Below are 18663 nucleotides of genomic sequence, written 5' to 3'. Positions count from 1 at the left end.
GTGTGCAATGGCGCGATGATACCCGTTTTAGGCGCGCCTTTGTGCTGGCGCAAACGACGACGGACGTGCTTTGCTAACGTGGAAGTTCCAACACGGGAGAGCATCATGAACGACAACGGCAAGCACATACACGAGCTGGAAAAGAAAGTCAGCGCCCTCAGCGACGCCCTGGCGCACCTGGGCAAGGGCACGACCTTGCAGGAATTGCTGCGCATCCTGCGCTTTCCCGGCTATACGACGCCGGCCGAATACACCTTCAACGTCGCCATCCTCGACACCATGCTGGTGCAGGCCAATGCGCTGGAAAAGCTGGGGCAGGATTTGTTGGCAGGGGCCAAGCAAGTGGCGGTAAAGCAGTGAGCAGGTAGTGACTTATTCCTGAACGCCTGAAAAATGTTCAGGGCAAGGCGCAGGGCCGCAGGCAGTACGAATGTACGCCTAGGCCCTGCAACGCCGCCATGGACGTTTTCTCAGGTGTTCAGTCCGCCAAAACGTTCAAAAAACCACGGCTCGACGTCGGGGGCATGCTCATCCTCGCGCCGCAGGGTGGCCAGGATATGTTCCTCGGCCGCCGCATACGTGATGCGGTACAGGTCGCGCGCCAGCGCATAGGCTTGCGTGCCGGGCCACGGTTCGGGCAGCAGTTCGACGGGCAGTTGCGGGTCGTGCAACTGCACGCGGCGGTAGGCGTGCGTCAGCAGCGAGCGGATGACGAACGCTTGCTCCGCGTCGAACACGGGTTCCTGCTGGAGCAAGGTCAGCAGGGGCTGGAAGCTGGCGATGAATTTTTCGTAGCCGGCCATCACTTCCGACAAGTCCCAGCAGTCGCCCACCATGTCGCGCAGGGGACGCGTGCTGACACCCGGCAACTCTTTTGTGTGGCAAACGTACAGCTTGCCCTGCACCTCGTTGCGCACGAGGATATCTTCCAGCGCCTCCGCATTGCTGGCCGGGTGGCCAAAGATGCCGGGAGAAATCAAGCCGTAGCCGGCCCACAATAATTCCTTGCGCAGCGCCCCCCGCTCGGCCGCGCCGATGCTGCCGGCCGGCCCGATCACCAGGGTCCAGCTGCCATCCCAGTGCACGACCAGCGGCGCATAGATGCGGCGGTAAGCGCGTTCGAAGCGGGCCAGGGCCTCCGGGCGTATCGTATAGGCGCTGCGGCGGCCGTCGCGCTGCGAGCTGAGCCAGCCTTCCTGCGCCAGGCGGAACACGCTGGTGCGCAATAGCCGGTCATTGACGCCAAATGGCGCCAGCAGTTCGATCAGGCTGCCCAGCCAGATGGCGCCGCCGCGCGGCACGATGGCGTCGCCAAAGATGGTCATCACCAGGGACTTCGAGCGCGGTGGGTCGCTTTCCAGGAAATCGGCTATCCATGCCGTGCAGCGGGTGTTCTTCATGTGGTTCCGGTCTGGCCGTGTAGCGGTCGGTTCAATAAAAGCAGCAGTTTACTTGGCTGCGCGGGTAGCGCGGCAATAATTTGCCGGAAGCGCTGGTCGCGCTTTATGGTGTTTTCTCATAAGCAATATCATACGCACAAAAAAGCGGCACAAGATACGAATTTTTAAAATGATTCACATCAAGTGTATGCAAATCGTTTTTTGTATCGTATTATCTGTTCATCGCACCGCGTTGCTGCGCAAATCAAAGACATGGGAGACACATCATGTACGCACAAATGGTTGAAACCGGCCTCAAGAACGTCCGTTCCCTCGACGACATGGGCCAGGAAGAGCGCGCTTTCCAGGCGCGCATCGACGAAGGCATCAAGATCGAGGCCAAGGACTGGATGCCGGACGCCTACCGCAAGACCCTGATCCGCCAGATTTCGCAGCACGCGCACTCGGAAATCGTCGGTCAATTGCCCGAAGGTAACTGGGTCACGCGCGCCCCGACCCTGAAACGCAAGTCCATCCTGCTGGCGAAGATCCAGGACGAAGCGGGCCACGGCCTGTACCTGTACAGCGCCGCGGAAACCCTGGGCGTGTCGCGCGACGACTTGCTGGCCGCCTTGCACTCGGGCAAAGCCAAGTATTCGAGCATCTTCAACTATCCCACCCTGTCGTGGGCCGACATGGGCGCCATCGGCTGGCTCGTTGACGGTTCCGCCATCATCAACCAGATTCCCCTGTGCCGCTGCTCGTATGGACCGTATGCGCGCGCCATGATCCGCGTCTGCAAGGAAGAATCGTTCCATGCGCGCCAGGGCTACGACATCATGATGTCGCTGTGCAAGGGCACGCCCGCGCAGAAAGCCATGGCGCAAGATGCCTTGAACCGCTGGTGGTGGCCGTCCCTGATGATGTTCGGCCCGTCCGATGCCGCCTCCGTCAACAGCGCCCAGTCGGCGCAATGGCGCATCAAGCTGTTCTCGAACGACGAACTGCGCCAGCGCATGGTTGACCAGACCGTGCCGCAGATCGAATACCTGGGCTTGACCGTGCCCGATCCCGACCTGAAGTTCAATGCGGAAACAGGCCATTATGAATTCGGCGAGATCGACTGGTCCGAGTTCAACGACGTCCTGAAGGGCAATGGCCCGTGCAACCGCGAACGCCTGCAAACGCGCGTCAAAGCGTATGAAGACGGCGCATGGTTCCGCGATGCCTTGGTCGCCTACGCAGACAAGCAAGCCGCTAGCAAAGCGGCAGCCTGAAAAACATCGATAAAAGGGGATAGCAACATGAGCAAAGAATGGCCATTGTGGGAAGTTTTCATCCGCAGCCAGCACGGCCTGGCGCACAAGCATGTGGGCAGCCTGCACGCTTCCGACGCCACCATGGCGGTCAACCATGCGCGCGACGTCTACACGCGCCGCAATGAAGGCGTGAGCATCTGGGTGGTGCGCGCGGCCGATATCGTCGCCAGCAGCCCCGGCGACAAGGGCGCCCTGTTCGAACCGTCGAACAGCAAGGTGTACCGCCATCCCACCTTCTTCCCGATGCCGGAAGAAGTCAAGAACCTGTGATGGGAGCGCCTGCAATGGATGACAAGGTCAATTACCTCTTGCGCCTGGGCGACAACGCCCTGATCCTCAGCCAGCAGCTGTCGCAGCTGTGCGGCAAGGGGCCGGCGCTGGAAGAAGACATGGCGCTGACCAACGTGGCGCTGGACTTGCTGGGCCAGACGCGCTTGTGGTTCAGCTATGCGGCCGAACTGGAAAACGCGGGCCGCGACGAGGACGACATCGCCTTTTTGCGCGACGCCCACGATTTCAAGAACTGCCTGCTGGTCGAACAGCCGAACGGCAATTACGCCGACACCATGATGCGCCAGTTCTTTTTCGACAGCTGGCATTACTTCCAGCTGCTGGAACTGACGAAATCGACGGATGCGCGCATCGTCGAAGTGGCGCAAAAATCGATCAAGGAAGTCACGTATCACTTGCGCCGCAGCGGCGACCTGATCGTGCGCCTCGGCGACGGTACGGCCGACAGCCACGCGAAAACGCAGGCTGCGGCCGACAAGCTGTGGATGTACACGGGCGAGATGTTCACGTACGACGCCGTCGACCAGGCCATGGTTGCCGCCGGCATCGCGCCGCCATCGGACGTGCTGCGCCGCGCTTTCCTCGAACACGTGGCCGAGATCTTCGCCGAAGCCACCCTGACCATGCCGGCGCCCGACGCCTGGATGCAGAAGGGCGGCAAGCAGGGCACGCACACGGAGCACCTGGGCTTTATCCTGGCCGAGATGCAGTTCCTGCAGCGCGCCTATCCCGGGGCGGAGTGGTAATGAACACGGCCGCTGGCGCCGCGGCGCTTGACGCCGCCCAGGTCTGGGCCTGGCTCGGCGATGTGCCGGACCCGGAAATCCCCGTCATTTCGGTGGTGGACCTGGGTATCGTGCGCGCCGTCGAAGTGACCGGCAGCGACGCTTGTGTGGTGACGATCACCCCGACCTATTCGGGTTGCCCGGCGATGCAGGTGATTGCCGATGCCGTCACGGATGCCTTGCGCAGCCACGGCGTGGCCAAGGTCACGCTGGTGAACCAGCTGGCGCCCGCGTGGACGACGGACTGGATGAGCGAAGCGGGCAAGGCCAAGCTGAAAGGCTATGGCATCGCCCCGCCGCAGCAGCAGGTGATCGACATCAGCGGCCTTGGTAGAGGAACAGCAGGTGGCGTCAAGCGTCAGCCCATGCCGAAGCTGGACGTGATCTGCCCGAACTGCGGCTCGACCCATACGCAGCTGACCAGCCAGTTCGGCTCCACGCCGTGCAAGGCCCTGTACAAATGCATGGCTTGCCGCGAACCGTTTGACTACTTCAAGTGCCACTAAAAAAATCAGGCACACGTTCCGAAGAAACTGGAGATGAAGCATGAGTAAATTTTATCCGCTGTGCGTAGCGAACGTGCGCAACGAAACGCGCGACACCATCGCCGTCACGTTCGACGTGCCATTTGAATTGCAGCAGCAGTTCCGCTTCCAGCAGGGCCAGCACCTGACCCTGCGCGCCAATATCAATGCGGAAGACGTGCGCCGCTCGTATTCCATCTGTTCGGCGGTGCAGGACGGCACCCTGCGCGTGGCCATCAAGCGCACGCCGGGCGGCGCTTTCTCCACCTGGGCGAACGATACCCTCAAGGCCGGCGCCACCATCGAGGTGATGCCGCCCATGGGCCATTTCAACGTGCCGCTCGATTGCGTCAACCGCAAGCACTACCTGGCCTTTGCGGCAGGCAGCGGCATCACGCCCATCCTCTCCATCATCAAGACGACCCTGCTGACGGAACCCCTGAGCCGCTTTACCCTGTTCTACGGCAACCGCGCTTCGTCGTCCGTCATCTTCAAGGAAGAATTGACGGACTTGAAGGATGTGTACCTGGAGCGTCTGAACCTCGTCTACGTGATGAGCCGCGAGCAGCAGGACATCGAATTGTTCAACGGCCGCATCACGCAAGAAAAATGCGAACAGTTCCTGCAGCACTGGATCAAGGTCGAAGACTACGACAACGCCTTCATCTGCGGCCCGGAAGACATGATGCTGGGCGTGTCCGCCGCCCTGCAGGCGGCCGGCATGCCCAAGCAGAACATCAAGATCGAACTGTTCGCCGCCAGCATCCCGAAAAATGCCCACAAGCCGCGCGCCCAGTTGGCCGCCGACACTGTGCAGGAAACGGAAGTGACCGTCATCATGGACGGCAACCAGACTACCTTCACGATGGACAAGGACAAGGAATCGATCCTCGACGCGGGCCTGCGCGCCGGGCTGGACATGCGCTACTCGTGCAAGGGTGGCGTATGCTCGACCTGCCGCTGCAAGATCCTCGACGGCAAAGTCGAAATGGACGTCAACTACGCGCTGGAAGACTACGAAGTGGCGCGCGGTTTCGTCCTCAGTTGCCAGAGTTTTCCGCTGACCGACAAGGTGGTCGTCGACTTCGACCAGGCTGAATAACATCAGACCCCAAGCGAAGACTGGGGTCGGACCTTAAGGTCCGACCCCGGCACTTGTCCTTGGGTTGAAAACTAAAAACCGAGACACGCCATGACCTACCAAAACATCCTCTTCACCATCGAGCAGGGCATCGCCACCCTGACCCTGAACCGTCCCGACAAACTCAATAGCTTCACCCAAGCCATGCACGAAGAAGTGCGCGACGCGATTGCCAAGGTCAATGCAGACAACACCGTGCGCGTCTTCGTGCTGACGGGCGCGGGCCGCGGTTTTTGCGCGGGCCAGGATTTGTCCGACCGCGCCGTGGAGCCGGGTTCGAAGGGCGTGGACCTGGGCGAATCCGTGGAAAAGAACTATGCGCCGCTGGTGCTGGCCTTGAAGGCATTGCCCATGCCCGTGATCTGCGCCGTCAACGGCGTGGCCGCCGGTGCGGGCGCCAACCTGGCGCTGGCCTGCGACATCGTCATCGCCGGCAAGTCGGCCAGCTTCGTCGAAGTGTTCTGCAAGCTGGGCCTGATCCCGGACACGGGCGGCACCTTCTTCCTGCCACGCTTGATCGGTTCGGCGCGCGCCATGGGCCTGGCCATGCTCGGTGAAAAACTGACGGCGGAAAAAGCGGAAGACTGGGGCCTGATCTGGAAATGCGTGGACGACGCGCAGCTGGCCGAAGAAACGAGCAAGCTGGCCGTGCACTTTTCCACGGCGCCGACCAAGGGTTTGGCCTGCACCAAGCAGGCGCTGGCCGCCAGCGGCGCCAATACCCTGCCGCAGCAGCTGGCGCTGGAAGCGCGCATGATGAGCGATCTCGGTAACAGCGACGATTACCGCGAAGGCGTGGCCGCCTTCATGGAAAAGCGCGCACCGCAATTCAAGGGACATTGATATGGCAGCTTTGGACAACAACAGTATCGTCGCCGTCATCGGCAGCGGCGCCATGGGCGCCGGCATCGCGCAGGTGGCCGCCGCCGCCGGTTACCGCGTCAAACTGTACGACACGCGCGCGGAGGCCGTCAGCAAGGCCCTGCTCGATATCGGCAAGATGTACGCGAAGCTGGCCGAAAAGGGCCGCATGACGGCAGATGAAGCGGCGGCCGCCACGGCGCGTCTGCAGGCGGCCGGCAGCCTGGCCGATGTGAGCGATTGCGCCCTGGTGGTCGAAGCCATCGTGGAAAACCTCGACGTCAAGCGCGGCCTGTTCGCCGAACTGGAAGCGCTGGTCGGCGACGACTGCATCCTGGCGACGAACACGTCGTCGATTTCCGTCACGGCGATTGCCGCCAAGCTGCGCCGTCCGGAGCGCCTGGTCGGCATGCATTTCTTTAATCCCGTGCCCCTGATGGCGCTGGTGGAAGTGATCAGTGGCCTGGCCACCAGCGAGCAAGTGGCCGCCACCGTCTACGACACGTCCATCGCCTGGGGCAAGAACCCCGTGCATGCGAAATCGACGCCGGGCTTCATCGTCAACCGTGTCGCCCGTCCGTTTTACGCGGAAGGCTGGCGCCTGTTGAACGAGCAGGCGGGCGATGCCGCCACCATCGATGCGGTGCTGCGCGAAGCGGGCGGTTTCCGCATGGGGCCCTTCGAATTGATGGACCTGATCGGCCACGACGTGAATTTCTCCGTCACGCAATCCGTGTTCGGCGCCTATTTCAACGATCCGCGCTTCACGCCTTCCGTGCTGCAGCAGGAAATGGTCAACGCCGGTTTCCTCGGCCGCAAATCGGGCCGTGGCTTCTACCCGTATGGCGAAGGCGCCAGCGCGCCTGTGGCGCAGGCGGAAGGCGCGCAAGCGACCCCGGAATTCGTCGCCCTGTCGGCCGCCATCGGCGGCGATGGCCGTGGCCATAGCGGCATCATCCACAGCCTGGTGCAGCGCCTGGAGCAGGCCGGCATCACCGTCAGCCGCCGCGTGACGCAGGAAGGCCAGGCGCACGACGAAGCGCCGGCCCTGCATTGCCATGGCGCCGCGATTTACCTCACCGATGGCCGCAGCGCCACCCAGCGCGCGCACGACAACCAGCATCCGGACACGGTGCTGTTCGACCTGGCGCTCGATTATGCCGGTGCCAAACGCATCGCCGTGGCCCGCGCCGACCAGTGCAGCGACGCCGCCTACGCGGCCGTCGTCGGCCTGTTCCAGGCCGCCGGTTTCATCGTCACGCGTCTGGACGACGTGCCTGGCCTGGCCGTCATGCGCACGGTCGCCATGCTGGCCAACGAGGCGGCCGACGCCGTCAACCAGGGCGTGTGCACGGCGGCCGCCGTCGATATCGCCATGCAGAAGGGCGTGAACTATCCGCGCGGACCGCTGGCCTGGGCCGATGCCGTCGGCATCCAGCACATCGTCACCGTATTGCAGCACCTGGCGCAAGGCTATGGCGAAGACCGCTACCGGGTATCGCCGCTGTTGCGCCGCAAACTCGCCAATGGAGATCGCTTTCATGCCGAATGATATGTCAAATAAGGACCACAACATGACCGCGCAAGCCCTGGCCGAAGCGGCCGCCGCCTCCATGCTGTCGCGCGATAACGCCACCGCCGCCATGGGCATCGCCCTGGCCGACGTGGGGCCCGGCCATGCGCGCATGACGATGACGGTGCGCGCCAACATGCTCAACGGCCACCAGACCTGCCACGGCGGTTTCATCTTCGCCCTGGCCGACAGCGCCTTCGCCTTTGCCTGCAACAGCTACAACATGAATACCGTGGGCGCCGGCTGCACCATCGACTACCTGGCACCGGGCCGCGAAGGCGACGTGCTGACGGCGCATGCCGTCGAACAGGCGCTGGCCGGCAAGAGCGGCGTCTATGACGTCAAGGTCAGCAACCAGGAAGGGCGCGCCATTGCGCTCTTCCGCGGCAAGTCGATCCGGGTGGCCGGTGAAGTGATCAGCAATTGAAGTGACAAGAGCAGATTTGAACTGCCGGTACCGATTGAACAGTTAAAGAATTAAACAGGAGACAATGATGGTCCAACGTACGCCTTCCCCGAATGACCTCGAGCCGATCGAGCGCGCCAGCAAGGATGAACTGCAGGCGCTGCAGCTCGAACGCATGAAATGGACGCTCAAGCACGCGTATGACAACGTGCCCCATTACCGCGCCGCTTTTGACGAAGCGGGCGTGCATCCGGACGACCTCAAATCCCTGTCCGACCTGGCCAAATTCCCGTTCACCGATAAAAAGGTCTTGCGCGACAATTACCCGTTCGGCCTGTTCGCCGTGCCGCGCGAGCAAGTGGTGCGCATCCACGCATCGAGCGGCACGACGGGCAAGGCCACGGTGGTCGGCTACACGCAGAACGACATCGACACCTGGGCCAACGTGGTGGCGCGCTCGATCCGCGCCGGCGGCGGCCGCGCGGGCGACATGGTGCATATCTCCTACGGCTATGGCCTGTTCACGGGCGGCCTGGGCGCGCACTACGGCGCCGAGCGTCTGGGCTGCACGGTCATCCCGATGTCCGGCGGGCAGACGGAAAAGCAGGTGCAGCTGATCCAGGATTTCAAGCCGTCTATCATCATGGTCACGCCATCGTACATGCTCAACATCATCGAGGAATTCACGCGCCAGGGCCTGGACCCGGCCGAATCGTCGCTGAAGGTGGGCATTTTCGGCGCCGAGCCGTGGACGGACGCCATGCGTTCGGAAATCGAGGCGCGCGCCGGCATCGACGCCGTCGACATCTATGGCCTGTCCGAAGTGATGGGTCCTGGCGTGGCGTCCGAATGCATCGAAAGCAAGGACGGTCCCGTCATCTGGGAAGACCATTTTTACCCGGAGATCATCGATCCGGAAACGGGTGAAGTGCTGCCGGACGGCGAAGAGGGCGAGCTGGTGTTTACCTCCTTGTCGAAAGAGGCGCTGCCCATCATCCGCTACCGCACGCGCGACCTGACGCGCTTGCTGCCGCCGACCTCGCGCTCGATGCGCCGCATCGGCAAGATCACGGGCCGCTCGGACGACATGCTGATCATCCGCGGCGTGAACGTCTTCCCCACGCAGATCGAAGAGCTGATCCTCAAGATGCCGCGCCTGGCGCCGCAATACCAGCTGGTGGTAACGCGCGACGGCCACCTCGACAAACTGGAAGTGATCGCCGAGCTGCGCATCGACCTGAGCGCCACCATTTCGGCCAGCGAGACGGACGCCCTGGCCCGCGAGCTGGAACACCGCATCAAGACGCACGTGGGCGTGAGCACGCGCGTGCGCCTGGTGGCCGCTGCCGGCATCGAACGCACCCTGACGGGCAAGGCCCGCCGCGTGGTCGACCAGCGCCCGAAGATTTTCTCCTGATAGCCCGAACAAGGAAGCAGACATGAACGAAGCCTTTATTTGTGACGCCGTACGTACTCCGTTTGGCCGCTATGGCGGCGCGCTGTCCAGCGTGCGCGCGGACGACCTGGGTGCGCTGCCGATCGCTGCGCTGATCGCCCGCAACCCGTCCGTCGACTGGTCCGCCATCGACGACGTGTTCTACGGCTGCGCCAACCAGGCGGGCGAAGACAACCGCAACGTGGGCCGCATGGCCGCGCTGCTGGCCGGCCTGCCGGTCGACGTGCCGGCCAATACCATCAACCGCCTGTGCGGCTCCAGCCTGGATGCCGTGGGCCTGGCGGCGCGCTCGATCAAGGCGGGCGAGGCGGACCTGATCATCGCCGGCGGCGTGGAAAGCATGACGCGTGCGCCTTTCGTGATGGGCAAGGCCGACAGCGCGTTTTCGCGCGCGGCGAAGATCGAAGACACGACCCTGGGCTGGCGCTTCGTGAACGGCAAGATGAAGGCGCAGTACGGCATCGACACCATGCCGGAAACGGCGGAAAACGTGGCCGTGGAGTTCGGCATCAGCCGCGCCGACCAGGATGCCCTGGCCTTGCGCAGCCAGCAGCGCTGGGCCGCCGCCCACGCGGCCGGCGTGTTCGAGCGCGAAATCGTGCCCATCGCCGTGCCGCAAAAAAAGGGTGATCCGAAGATGGTCACCAGCGACGAACATCCGCGTCCCGATACGTCGATCGAGATGCTGGCAAAGCTCAAGGGCGTGGTCAAGGCGGATGGCAGCGTCACGGCCGGCAATGCCTCGGGCTTGAACGATGGCGCCTGCGCGATCTTGCTGGCGTCCGCCGTCGCCGTCGACAAATACAAGCTGACGCCGCGCGCAAAAGTGCTGGGCATGGCCACGGCCGGCCTGGCGCCGCGCATCATGGGTTTTGGCCCGTCGCCGGCCACGCGCAAGGTGCTGGCGCAGACGGGATTGACCATCGAGCAGATGGACGTGATCGAACTCAATGAGGCGTTTGCCGCCCAGGCGCTGGCCGTCACGCGCGACCTGGGGCTGGCGGACGACGCGGCCCACGTGAACCCGAATGGCGGCGCGATTGCCATCGGCCACCCGCTGGGCGCATCGGGCGCGCGCCTGGTGATGGCCGCGCTGAACCAACTGGAGCGCACGGGAGGGCGCTATGCGCTGTGCACCATGTGCATCGGCGTGGGGCAGGGGATTGCCGTCGTGATTGAACGCGTATAACAAAGTAAAAACAAAAAAGGCGCAGGCTTGTAAAAAAGCGCCGACCATAATTGACCGTAGTGCCAACCTGGTGGAGACCACAATGATTGCCAATATCTTCAAGAAAACCCTGATCGCCGGCGTGCTGGCCATGTCCGCAGCGGGCGCGTATGCGGCCGATAACATCAAGATCGGTTCCGTGCTGTCCGTCACGGGCCCGGCCGCCTTCCTGGGCGACCCGGAACTGAAAACCCTGCAGCTGTACATCGAGAAGATCAACGCGGCCGGCGGCGTCCTGGGACGCAAGCTCGAACTCGTGCATTACGACGATGGCAGCGACGCCGCCAAGGCCAATGGCTTTACCAAGCGCCTGATCGAGTCCGACAAGGTCGACGTGCTGATCGGCGGCACGACCACCGGTGCGACGATGGCGATGGCGCCGCTGGTGGAGCGCGCCAGCATGCCGTTCATCTCGCTGGCAGGCGCCGTGGTGATCATCGACCCGGTCAAGAAATGGGTTTTCAAGACGCCGCATACGGACCGCATGGCGGCCGAGAAGGTGTTCGAGGACATGAAGAAGCGCGGCATCAGCAAGGTGGGCCTGCTGTCGGAAACGAGCGGCTTTGGCGCCTCCGGCCGCAAGGAGTCGCAAATCGTCGCCTCCAAATACGGCATCACCCTGGTGGCCGATGAAACCTACGGCCCGAAAGACACGGACATCACGGCGCAGCTCACGCGCATCAAGAACACGGCAGGCGTGCAAGCCGTCTTCGTCTTCGGCCTGGGCCAGGGCCCGGCCGTGGTGACCAAGAACTATGGCCAGCTGGGCATGGCCGCGCTGCCGCTGTACCAGTCGCATGGCGTGGCGTCGGACGAATATCTGAAACTGTCGGGCAAGGCCGCAGAAGGCGTGCGCCTGCCAACGCCAGCCTTGCTGATCGGCGCCATGCTGCCCGACAGCGACGCGCAGAAGGCCGTCGTTGTCGGCTACGACAAGACGTACAAAGACCGCTACAAGATCGATCCATCGACCTTCGGCGGCTATGCGCTCGACGCCCTGAACCTGTCGGTGGACGCCATCAAGCGCGCCGGCGGCACGGACCGCGAAAAAGTGCGCGCGGCGCTGGAATCGACCAAGGGTTTTGTCGGCACGACCGGCGTGTTCAACATGTCGGCCAAAGACCACATGGGCCTGGACCTGTCGGCGTTCCGCATGGTCGAAGTGAAGAACGGTGAATGGCAATTGTCGAAATGATGTTCGAAACAAGGTAAGCCGGAAGTAGCTGCGCGAGGCCGCCCCCGAGGCGGCCCGCGCATCGCCGAACATATTGGAGACACCATGGAAGTCGCACAATTTCTACAATTTCTGTATTCCGGGATGACGGTCGGTTCCGCCTATGCGCTGGCGGCGCTGGGCTTTACCATCATCTACAACACCAGCGGCGTGATCAACTTCGCCCAGGGCGAATTCATCATGCTGGGCGGGATGCTGGCCGCCGTGATGTCGGCCGCCGGCGTGCCGCTGCCGCTGGCCATCATCCTGGCCGTCATCGCCACCGGCCTCGTCGGCCTGTTGATGGAAAAAACCGTGATCGAGCCGGCGCAAAATGCGCAGGTCATCACCTTGCTGATCATCACCATCGGCGCCTCGCTCGTGCTGCGCGGCCTCGTGCAGATCTGGCTGGGCAAGGATACGCACTCGCTGCCGGCGTTTTCCGGCGACGCGCCGATCGAATTCCTCGGCGCCAGCCTGCTGCCGCAAAGCCTGTGGGTGCTGGGCGTGACCGTCGTCATCGTGCTGGTGCTGGGCTGGTTCTTCGGCCGCACTCTGATGGGCAAGGCCATGCTGGCCACGTCGCACAACAAGCTGGCCGCGCAACTGGTGGGCATCAACACGCGCAAGGTGCTGCTGTTCTCGTTCGGCCTGTCGGCACTTTTGGGCGCGGCGGGCGGCATCCTCGTTGCGCCGATCACCTACACCTCGTATGACGCGGGCATCATGCTGGGCCTGAAAGGCTTTGTCGCCGCCGTATTGGGTGGCCTCGGCGGTGGTGCTGGCGCGATTGCCGGTGGCCTGATCCTCGGCATCGCCGAAGCCATGACGGCCGGTTACATCTCCTCGGCCTACAAGGACGCGGTGCCCTTCGTGCTGATCCTGTTGATCCTGTTCTTCCTGCCGCAAGGCTTGTTTGGCGCCAAAAATTCGGAGCGTGTATGACCAACTTTTTCACACGCTCGCGCCACGGCGGCTTGCTGGTGCTGGCCCTGGTGCTGGCCATCCTGCCCCTGTTCCTTACGAATGCGTTCTACTATGACGTGGCGATCCGCATCGCCCTGAACGCCATCGTCGTCATCGGCCTGAACCTGTTGATGGGCTACACGGGCCAGATCAGCCTCGGTCACGCGGGTTTCTATGGCCTGGGCGCGTATGCGTCGGCCGTGCTGACCACGCATTATGGCTGGCCGCCGCTGGCCGCCCTGGCCGCCGGTGCCGTCGCCACCGGCCTGCTGGCGCTGCTGCTGGCGCGCCCCGTGCTGAAACTCAAGGGCCATACCCTGGCCATGGCGACCCTGGGCCTGGGCATCATCATTTCCATCGTCATCAACAACGAGACGCAGTGGACGGGCGGCCCGGACGGCATCGGCGTGTCCGCCTTCAGCGTCGCCGGCCTGGACATCGCCGGCGAAAAATCGTGGTACCTGGTGTGCGCCGTGTTGCTGTTGCTGGTCACGTGGCTGGCCCTGAACCTGATCGATTCGCCCGTCGGGCGCGCGCTGCAGGCCATCCACGGTTCGGAAGTGGCGGCCCGCGTGGTCGGCGTCGATACGACGCGTTTCAAGGTGCGCGTGTTCGTGCTGTCGGCCGTCATTGCCAGCATCGCGGGCAGCATCAGCGCCCATTACATCGGCTTCATCACGCCCAACCTGGCCGGCTTCTTCCGCTCGATCGAGCTGGTGACGATGGTGGTGGTGGGTGGCATGGCGTCGATCTTCGGCTCCATCATCGGCGCGGCCCTGCTGACGATTCTGCCGCAGCTGCTGTCCAGTTTCGAGGGCTGGGAAACGGTGGTCTTCGGCGTGATCCTGATGGCGACCATGATCTTCATGCCCAAGGGCCTGGTGCCGAGCCTGGCCAGCCGTTCGCGCAAGCGGGCAGCCACTCCGAAGGCGCCCGTCAAATCCGCGCAGGAGGTCTGAGATGCTGACGATTAACAAGCTGAGCAAGAGCTTCGGCGGCGTGCACGCGGTGCAGGACGTCAGTTTTACGGTCAAGGAAGGCAATATCCACTCCGTGATCGGGCCGAACGGGGCCGGCAAGACGACCCTGTTCAACCTGATCACCGGTGTCTACACGCCGACCAGGGGCGAAATTCTGCTCAATGGCGAGAACGTGGCCGCCATGTCGCCCGATGCGCTGGCGCGGCGCGGCATGAGCCGCACCTTCCAGAACCTGCAAGTGTGCATGAACATGACGGCCATCGACAATGTGATGGTGGGCGCGCATCTGCGCCTGAACCAGAACCTGTTCGCTTCCATGCTGCGTTTGCCGTCCGTGCGCCGCGCCGATGCCGCCTGCCGTGACGAGGCGGCGGGCCTGATGGAATTTGTCGGCGTGGGCCGGCATATCGATGACGAGGCGGGGCAGATGTCGTATGGCGCATTAAAGCGCCTGGAAATCGCCCGCGCGCTGGCGGCCAAGCCGAAGGTGCTGCTGCTCGATGAACCGGCTGCGGGCTTGAACCACACGGAGACGGGCGAGATCGAAACCCTGATTCGCAAGGTGGCGCAATCGGGCGTGACGGTGGTGCTGGTCGAGCATGACATGAAGCTGGTGATGAATCTGTCGGACCATATCCTGGTGCTCGACTATGGCAAGAAGCTGGCCGAAGGGACCGCCGCCGAAGTGCGCGCCAATCCCGACGTGGTGGCGGCATATCTGGGAGTGGCGGCATGATGAAGATGGAAAAACCTCAGACACCGCTGGTGCTCGACATCCAGGGATTGACCAGTCATTACGGCCGCATCCAGGCCTTGCACGGCATCGACCTGCAGGTGCGCCAGGGCCAGCTGGTGGCGTTGGTGGGCGCGAATGGCGCCGGCAAGACGACCCTGCTGCGGGCGATTTCCGGCGTGCAGCCGATCAGCGCCGGCAGCATCGCTTTCGCCGGCCAGGACGTCAGCCGCATGAGCGCGGACAAGCGCGTGCGCAGCGGCATTTGCCAGGTGCCGGAAGGCCGCCAGGTGTTCGGCCCCATGGCGGTGGAAGATAATCTGCGCCTGGGCGCGTTTACCCGTCCGCCGCAGGACGTGGCCGGTGATATGGAACGCATGTACGGCCTGTTTCCGATCCTGAAGGAAAAGCGCCTGCTGCTGGCCGGGACGCTATCGGGCGGACAGCAGCAGATGCTGGCCATGGCGCGCGCGCTGATGGGGCGCCCGCAACTGCTGCTGCTCGACGAGCCGAGCATGGGCCTGGCGCCGCTCCTGATCGCGGAAATCTTCCGCATCGTGGCCGAACTGCGCGACCAGGGCATCACCATCTTCCTCGTCGAGCAGAACGCGCATGCGGCCCTGTCGATTGCCGACGTGGGTTATGTGATCGAGACGGGCGCCATCACCTTGTCCGGGCCTGGTCCCGAATTGCTGCATAACGAGCAGGTGCAGAGCGCCTACTTGGGTATGTGATGACGTAGGTCGGATTAGCGCTTGCGCGTAATCCGACATCAGCCGCTACGGCTGGCAATAATGTTTTGGAGAGCAATATGGTCAAAGTCTACGAAATCAACGGCGTCACCCCCGTCGTCCACCCCAGCGCCTACGTGCACCCGTCGGCCGTGCTGATCGGCGACGTGATCGTCGGCCCGCGCTGCTATATCGGGCCGCTGGCCTCGATCCGCGGCGATTTCGGCCGATTGATCCTGGAAGAGGGCGCGAACCTGCAGGATACCTGCGTCATGCACGGCTTTCCCGGTTGCGACACGGTGGTCGAAGTCGATGGCCATATCGGCCATGGCGCCGTGCTGCACGGCTGCCGCATCGGCCGCAATGCGCTCGTCGGCATGAACGCGGTGGTGATGGATAACGCCGTCATCGGCGAGGAATCGATCGTCGCGGCCATGAGTTTTGTGAAGGCGGGCATGATCGTCGCACCGCGCAGCATGGTGGTGGGCACGCCCGCCAAGATCATCCGCGCGCTGACCGACGATGAAATCAAATGGAAAAGCTCGGGCACGGACCAGTACCACGAACTGGCAGTGCGCTCCATGCAGACGATGAGCGAAGTGGAAGCCCTGACGCAAGTCGAGGCGAACCGCCAGCGCCTCAATTTCGAATCCGCCTTGCCGCTGCACCTGCACAAGAACGCCGCCGCGCAATAAGCAATATGGGCGTAGGTCGGATTAGCGGGGCCAAGCCCCGCGTAATCCGCCGCCACCGCCAACATCAATTATGGAGAAAAAAATGGCTCAAATATCCACCCTGCAAAGCCTGATCGCCGGCCGCTGGCTGGGCGAAAGTGCCGCCGTGCCCTTGCACAGCGCCTTGAACAACCGCGTCATCTATCACACGCATGCGGAAAAGATCGACTTCGACGAAGCCGTTACGTATGCGCGCAAGACGGGCGTGCCGGGCCTGATGGCGCTCGATTTCCAGCAGCGCGCAGCGCGCCTGAAGGCGCTGGCCCTGTACCTGGTCGAACGCAAGGAAGAGCTGTATGCGATCTCGCATTTGTCGGGCGCCACGCGCGCCGACAGCTGGGTCGATATCGAAGGCGGCACGGGCACCCTGTTCGCCTATGCCAGCATGGGCAGCAACGAGCTGCCGTCGTCGAACGTGCTGCACGAAGGTCCGGCCATCGCGCTTGGTAAAAAAGGCGGTTTCGCCGGCACGCACATCCTGGTGCCGCGCGGCGGCCTGGCAGTTCACATCAACGCCTTCAATTTCCCCATCTGGGGCTTGCTGGAAAAATTCGCCCCCAGCTTCCTGGCGGCCATGCCCTGCATCGCCAAGCCGGCCACGGCGACGAGCTATCTGACGCAGGCCGTCGTGCGCATGATGCATGAATCGGGCTTGCTGCCGGCCGGCAGTTTGCAGCTGGTGATCGGCTCCACGGGCGACTTGCTGGACCGCCTGAATGGCCAGGACTTTGTCACCTTTACGGGATCGGCCGCCACCGCCGCCAAGCTGCGCACGAATCCGAACCTGATCGCCCAGTCCGTGCCCTTCAACGGCGAAGCCGATTCGCTCAACTGCGCCATCCTGGCGCCGGACGTCACGCCAGACGACGTGGAATTCGACCTGTTCGTCAAGGAAGTCGTGCGCGAAATGACGGGCAAGTCGGGGCAGAAGTGCACGGCGATCCGCCGCATCATCGTGCCCGAGCACCTGATGGACGCCGTCGGCATGCGCCTGCGCGAGCGCCTGGCCAAGGTGGTGGTGGGCGATCCATCCATCGAAGGCGTGCGCATGGGCGCGCTGGCCTCGAAAGAGCAGCAGAGCGACGTGGCCGAACGCGTGGCCACCCTGTCGCAGGGGAATGAAGTGGTGTTCGGCGCGGCCGACGGTTTCAATCCGCTCGGTGATGGCGCGCAGGACGGCAGCTTCTTCTCGCCGACCTTGCTGATGTGCCGCGATGCGTTTGGCAACGACGCCGTGCATGACGTGGAAGCGTTTGGCCCCGTCAGCACCATGATGGGCTACCACGATATCGACGAGGCGCTGGCCCTGGCCGCGCGCGGCAAGGGCAGCCTGGTGAGCACCCTGGTGACGCGCGATCCGAAGATCGCCGCGCGCGTGGTGCCGCAAGTGGCGGCCACGCATGGTCGCGTCCACGTGCTCGAGCGCGTCGCTTCCGTCGATTCGACGGGCCATGGCTCGCCCCTGCCGCAACTGAAGCACGGCGGCCCTGGCCGCGCGGGCGGTGGCGAGGAGCTGGGCGGCGTGCGTGCCGTGCGCCACTACCTGCAGCGGGCGGCCGTGCAAGGCTCGCCGACCATGCTGGCGGCGATCACCGGTGAATACGTGCGCGGCGCGGACGTCAACGAAAGCCCGATCCACCCGTTCCGCAAGCACTTCGAGGACTTGAAGACGGGCGACTCGCTGCTCACGCACCGCCGCACCGTCAGCGAAGCGGACATCGTCGCCTTCGGTGGCATCTCGGGCGACTTCTTCTACATGCACTTCGACGAAATCGCGGCGAAAGAGTCGCAGTTCGGCAAGCGCATCGCCCACGGCTACTTCGTGCTGTCGGCCGCCGCCGGCCTGTTCGTCTCGCCCGGCGTCGGTCCCGTGCTGGCCAACTATGGCCTGGACAACCTGCGCTTCGTCGCCCCCGTCGCCATTGGCGACACCATCCGCGCCCGCCTGACGTGCAAGCGCAAGGTCGACCGCAACCGCAAGGACGTGTTTGGCGTGGGCCAGGGCGTGGTCGCGTGGGACGTGCAGGTGACGAACCAGAACGAGGAACTGGTGGCCAGCTACGATATCCTGACCCTGGTGTCGAAGCGCGAGTAAGCATCTGCTGCAGGACCGGTGTGAACGGCGCCGCCCGCGATCTTCGCGCGGGCGGCGCTTTTTTTATCCCGGTTGTTTTTGTCTTGAATTATCCATAAGTGTATGAAAAATATAGCGTAAGTGTGGTTTTGCACGGCGTGCTATTTAGATAAATCCCTCTAGAACGCGTGCTTTTTCCGTGAAAAGAGGCGAATTCGTTCATTGCCTCAAGAAAACTTTCCAACGTAAAACCTTTTCTCTGTAGCATG

Annotated in this window: 19 protein-coding genes; 18 read left to right on the top strand and 1 reads right to left on the bottom strand. The window is 63.4% G+C overall.

Annotated features, from left to right (window positions below; all coding sequences use genetic code 11):
• Positions 1-105: 105 nt before the first annotated feature.
• Positions 106-360 carry a hypothetical protein gene (locus tag BLU39_RS07850; RefSeq protein ID WP_092711673.1) on the top strand — a complete coding sequence of 85 codons (255 nt, stop codon included), beginning with the start codon at positions 106-108 and terminating at the stop codon, positions 358-360.
• A gap of 110 nt (positions 361-470) precedes the next feature.
• Here the strand turns inward: BLU39_RS07850 and paaX are convergent, their stop codons facing one another.
• Positions 471-1400 carry a phenylacetic acid degradation operon negative regulatory protein PaaX gene (gene paaX / locus BLU39_RS07845; RefSeq protein ID WP_092711671.1) on the bottom strand — a complete coding sequence of 310 codons (930 nt, stop codon included), beginning with the start codon at positions 1398-1400 and terminating at the stop codon, positions 471-473.
• A gap of 266 nt (positions 1401-1666) precedes the next feature.
• Here paaX and paaA point away from each other — a divergent pair, with 266 nt between their 5' ends.
• The 17 genes from paaA (at position 1667) to paaZ (ending at position 18415) form a co-directional block, all read left to right on the top strand.
• A complete protein-coding gene (gene paaA / locus BLU39_RS07840; RefSeq protein WP_092711669.1) occupies positions 1667-2656 on the top strand; it encodes a 1,2-phenylacetyl-CoA epoxidase subunit PaaA in 990 nt (329 codons plus the stop codon).
• Positions 2657-2683: 27 nt separating this feature from the next.
• Complete coding sequence (gene paaB, locus BLU39_RS07835) at positions 2684-2968, top strand: 1,2-phenylacetyl-CoA epoxidase subunit PaaB (RefSeq protein WP_034746356.1); 285 nt, start codon at positions 2684-2686, stop codon at positions 2966-2968.
• Positions 2968-3735 (top strand): 1,2-phenylacetyl-CoA epoxidase subunit PaaC, encoded by a 768-nt coding sequence (paaC, locus tag BLU39_RS07830; RefSeq protein ID WP_260687321.1) that lies wholly within the window; start codon positions 2968-2970, stop codon positions 3733-3735. Before paaB ends, paaC begins: the two co-directional genes overlap by 1 nt.
• Positions 3735-4280 (top strand): 1,2-phenylacetyl-CoA epoxidase subunit PaaD, encoded by a 546-nt coding sequence (gene paaD / locus BLU39_RS07825; RefSeq protein ID WP_092711667.1) that lies wholly within the window; start codon positions 3735-3737, stop codon positions 4278-4280. The genes paaC and paaD overlap by 1 nt, the downstream gene beginning before the upstream one ends.
• 40 nt (positions 4281-4320) lie before the next feature.
• Positions 4321-5400 (top strand): 1,2-phenylacetyl-CoA epoxidase subunit PaaE, encoded by a 1080-nt coding sequence (paaE, locus tag BLU39_RS07820; RefSeq protein ID WP_092711665.1) that lies wholly within the window; start codon positions 4321-4323, stop codon positions 5398-5400.
• Between the two features lie 90 nt (positions 5401-5490).
• On the top strand, positions 5491-6282 hold the full coding sequence (gene paaG, locus BLU39_RS07815; protein ID WP_092711663.1) for a 2-(1,2-epoxy-1,2-dihydrophenyl)acetyl-CoA isomerase PaaG: 792 nt from the start codon (positions 5491-5493) through the stop codon (positions 6280-6282).
• Position 6283: 1 nt separating this feature from the next.
• Entirely contained in the window at positions 6284-7852 is a 1569-nt protein-coding gene (gene paaH / locus BLU39_RS07810; protein WP_092711661.1) for a 3-hydroxyacyl-CoA dehydrogenase PaaH, read from the top strand.
• 1 nt (position 7853) lies between these two features.
• On the top strand, positions 7854-8300 hold the full coding sequence (gene paaI / locus BLU39_RS07805; RefSeq protein WP_092711659.1) for a hydroxyphenylacetyl-CoA thioesterase PaaI: 447 nt from the start codon (positions 7854-7856) through the stop codon (positions 8298-8300).
• A gap of 67 nt (positions 8301-8367) precedes the next feature.
• On the top strand, positions 8368-9696 hold the full coding sequence (gene paaK, locus BLU39_RS07800; protein WP_092711657.1) for a phenylacetate--CoA ligase PaaK: 1329 nt from the start codon (positions 8368-8370) through the stop codon (positions 9694-9696).
• A 22-nt stretch (positions 9697-9718) separates the two neighbouring features.
• Positions 9719-10924, top strand: coding sequence for a 3-oxoadipyl-CoA thiolase (gene pcaF / locus BLU39_RS07795; protein WP_092711655.1), 1206 nt, complete (start codon positions 9719-9721; stop codon positions 10922-10924).
• 82 nt (positions 10925-11006) lie between these two features.
• Positions 11007-12158 (top strand): ABC transporter substrate-binding protein, encoded by a 1152-nt coding sequence (locus BLU39_RS07790; protein WP_092711653.1) that lies wholly within the window; start codon positions 11007-11009, stop codon positions 12156-12158.
• Between the two features lie 84 nt (positions 12159-12242).
• Positions 12243-13121: a branched-chain amino acid ABC transporter permease gene (locus BLU39_RS07785; protein ID WP_046684305.1), complete on the top strand. Its 879-nt coding sequence runs from the start codon at positions 12243-12245 to the stop codon at positions 13119-13121.
• Positions 13118-14101, top strand: coding sequence for a branched-chain amino acid ABC transporter permease (locus BLU39_RS07780; RefSeq protein ID WP_092711651.1), 984 nt, complete (start codon positions 13118-13120; stop codon positions 14099-14101). The genes BLU39_RS07785 and BLU39_RS07780 overlap by 4 nt, the downstream gene beginning before the upstream one ends.
• Position 14102: 1 nt before the next feature.
• The gene (locus BLU39_RS07775) at positions 14103-14858 is read left to right on the top strand and encodes an ABC transporter ATP-binding protein (protein WP_092711648.1); all 756 of its coding nucleotides are present in this window, start codon (positions 14103-14105) and stop codon (positions 14856-14858) included.
• Positions 14858-15589 carry an ABC transporter ATP-binding protein gene (locus tag BLU39_RS07770; protein WP_092711646.1) on the top strand — a complete coding sequence of 244 codons (732 nt, stop codon included), beginning with the start codon at positions 14858-14860 and terminating at the stop codon, positions 15587-15589. The genes BLU39_RS07775 and BLU39_RS07770 overlap by 1 nt, the downstream gene beginning before the upstream one ends.
• A 77-nt stretch (positions 15590-15666) precedes the next feature.
• The gene (paaY, locus tag BLU39_RS07765; protein ID WP_092711644.1) at positions 15667-16281 is read left to right on the top strand and encodes a phenylacetic acid degradation protein PaaY; all 615 of its coding nucleotides are present in this window, start codon (positions 15667-15669) and stop codon (positions 16279-16281) included.
• Between the two features lie 82 nt (positions 16282-16363).
• Complete coding sequence (gene paaZ / locus BLU39_RS07760; RefSeq protein ID WP_092711642.1) at positions 16364-18415, top strand: phenylacetic acid degradation bifunctional protein PaaZ; 2052 nt, start codon at positions 16364-16366, stop codon at positions 18413-18415.
• Positions 18416-18663 lie beyond the last annotated feature (248 nt).

The organism is Janthinobacterium sp. OK676 (assembly GCF_900103595.1).
Classification (GTDB): domain Bacteria; phylum Pseudomonadota; class Gammaproteobacteria; order Burkholderiales; family Burkholderiaceae_D; genus Janthinobacterium.
The sequence above is the reverse complement of the archived record's forward strand: the minus strand, read 5'-3'. Positions and strand labels throughout refer to the sequence as shown.

Excerpts from the sequence above, each read along its gene's own strand:
- BLU39_RS07850 (WP_092711673.1), top strand. The coding sequence starts at position 106 with ATGAACGACAACGGCAAGCACATACACGAGCTGGAAAAGAAAGTCAGC.
- paaX (WP_092711671.1), bottom strand. The coding sequence starts at position 1,400 with ATGAAGAACACCCGCTGCACGGCATGGATAGCCGATTTCCTGGAAAGC.
- paaA (WP_092711669.1), top strand. The coding sequence starts at position 1,667 with ATGTACGCACAAATGGTTGAAACCGGCCTCAAGAACGTCCGTTCCCTC.
- paaB (WP_034746356.1), top strand. The coding sequence starts at position 2,684 with ATGAGCAAAGAATGGCCATTGTGGGAAGTTTTCATCCGCAGCCAGCAC.
- paaC (WP_260687321.1), top strand. The coding sequence starts at position 2,968 with ATGGGAGCGCCTGCAATGGATGACAAGGTCAATTACCTCTTGCGCCTG.
- paaD (WP_092711667.1), top strand. The coding sequence starts at position 3,735 with ATGAACACGGCCGCTGGCGCCGCGGCGCTTGACGCCGCCCAGGTCTGG.
- paaE (WP_092711665.1), top strand. The coding sequence starts at position 4,321 with ATGAGTAAATTTTATCCGCTGTGCGTAGCGAACGTGCGCAACGAAACG.
- paaG (WP_092711663.1), top strand. The coding sequence starts at position 5,491 with ATGACCTACCAAAACATCCTCTTCACCATCGAGCAGGGCATCGCCACC.
- paaH (WP_092711661.1), top strand. The coding sequence starts at position 6,284 with ATGGCAGCTTTGGACAACAACAGTATCGTCGCCGTCATCGGCAGCGGC.
- paaI (WP_092711659.1), top strand. The coding sequence starts at position 7,854 with ATGTCAAATAAGGACCACAACATGACCGCGCAAGCCCTGGCCGAAGCG.
- paaK (WP_092711657.1), top strand. The coding sequence starts at position 8,368 with ATGGTCCAACGTACGCCTTCCCCGAATGACCTCGAGCCGATCGAGCGC.
- pcaF (WP_092711655.1), top strand. The coding sequence starts at position 9,719 with ATGAACGAAGCCTTTATTTGTGACGCCGTACGTACTCCGTTTGGCCGC.
- BLU39_RS07790 (WP_092711653.1), top strand. The coding sequence starts at position 11,007 with ATGATTGCCAATATCTTCAAGAAAACCCTGATCGCCGGCGTGCTGGCC.
- BLU39_RS07785 (WP_046684305.1), top strand. The coding sequence starts at position 12,243 with ATGGAAGTCGCACAATTTCTACAATTTCTGTATTCCGGGATGACGGTC.
- BLU39_RS07780 (WP_092711651.1), top strand. The coding sequence starts at position 13,118 with ATGACCAACTTTTTCACACGCTCGCGCCACGGCGGCTTGCTGGTGCTG.
- BLU39_RS07775 (WP_092711648.1), top strand. The coding sequence starts at position 14,103 with ATGCTGACGATTAACAAGCTGAGCAAGAGCTTCGGCGGCGTGCACGCG.
- BLU39_RS07770 (WP_092711646.1), top strand. The coding sequence starts at position 14,858 with ATGAAGATGGAAAAACCTCAGACACCGCTGGTGCTCGACATCCAGGGA.
- paaY (WP_092711644.1), top strand. The coding sequence starts at position 15,667 with ATGGTCAAAGTCTACGAAATCAACGGCGTCACCCCCGTCGTCCACCCC.
- paaZ (WP_092711642.1), top strand. The coding sequence starts at position 16,364 with ATGGCTCAAATATCCACCCTGCAAAGCCTGATCGCCGGCCGCTGGCTG.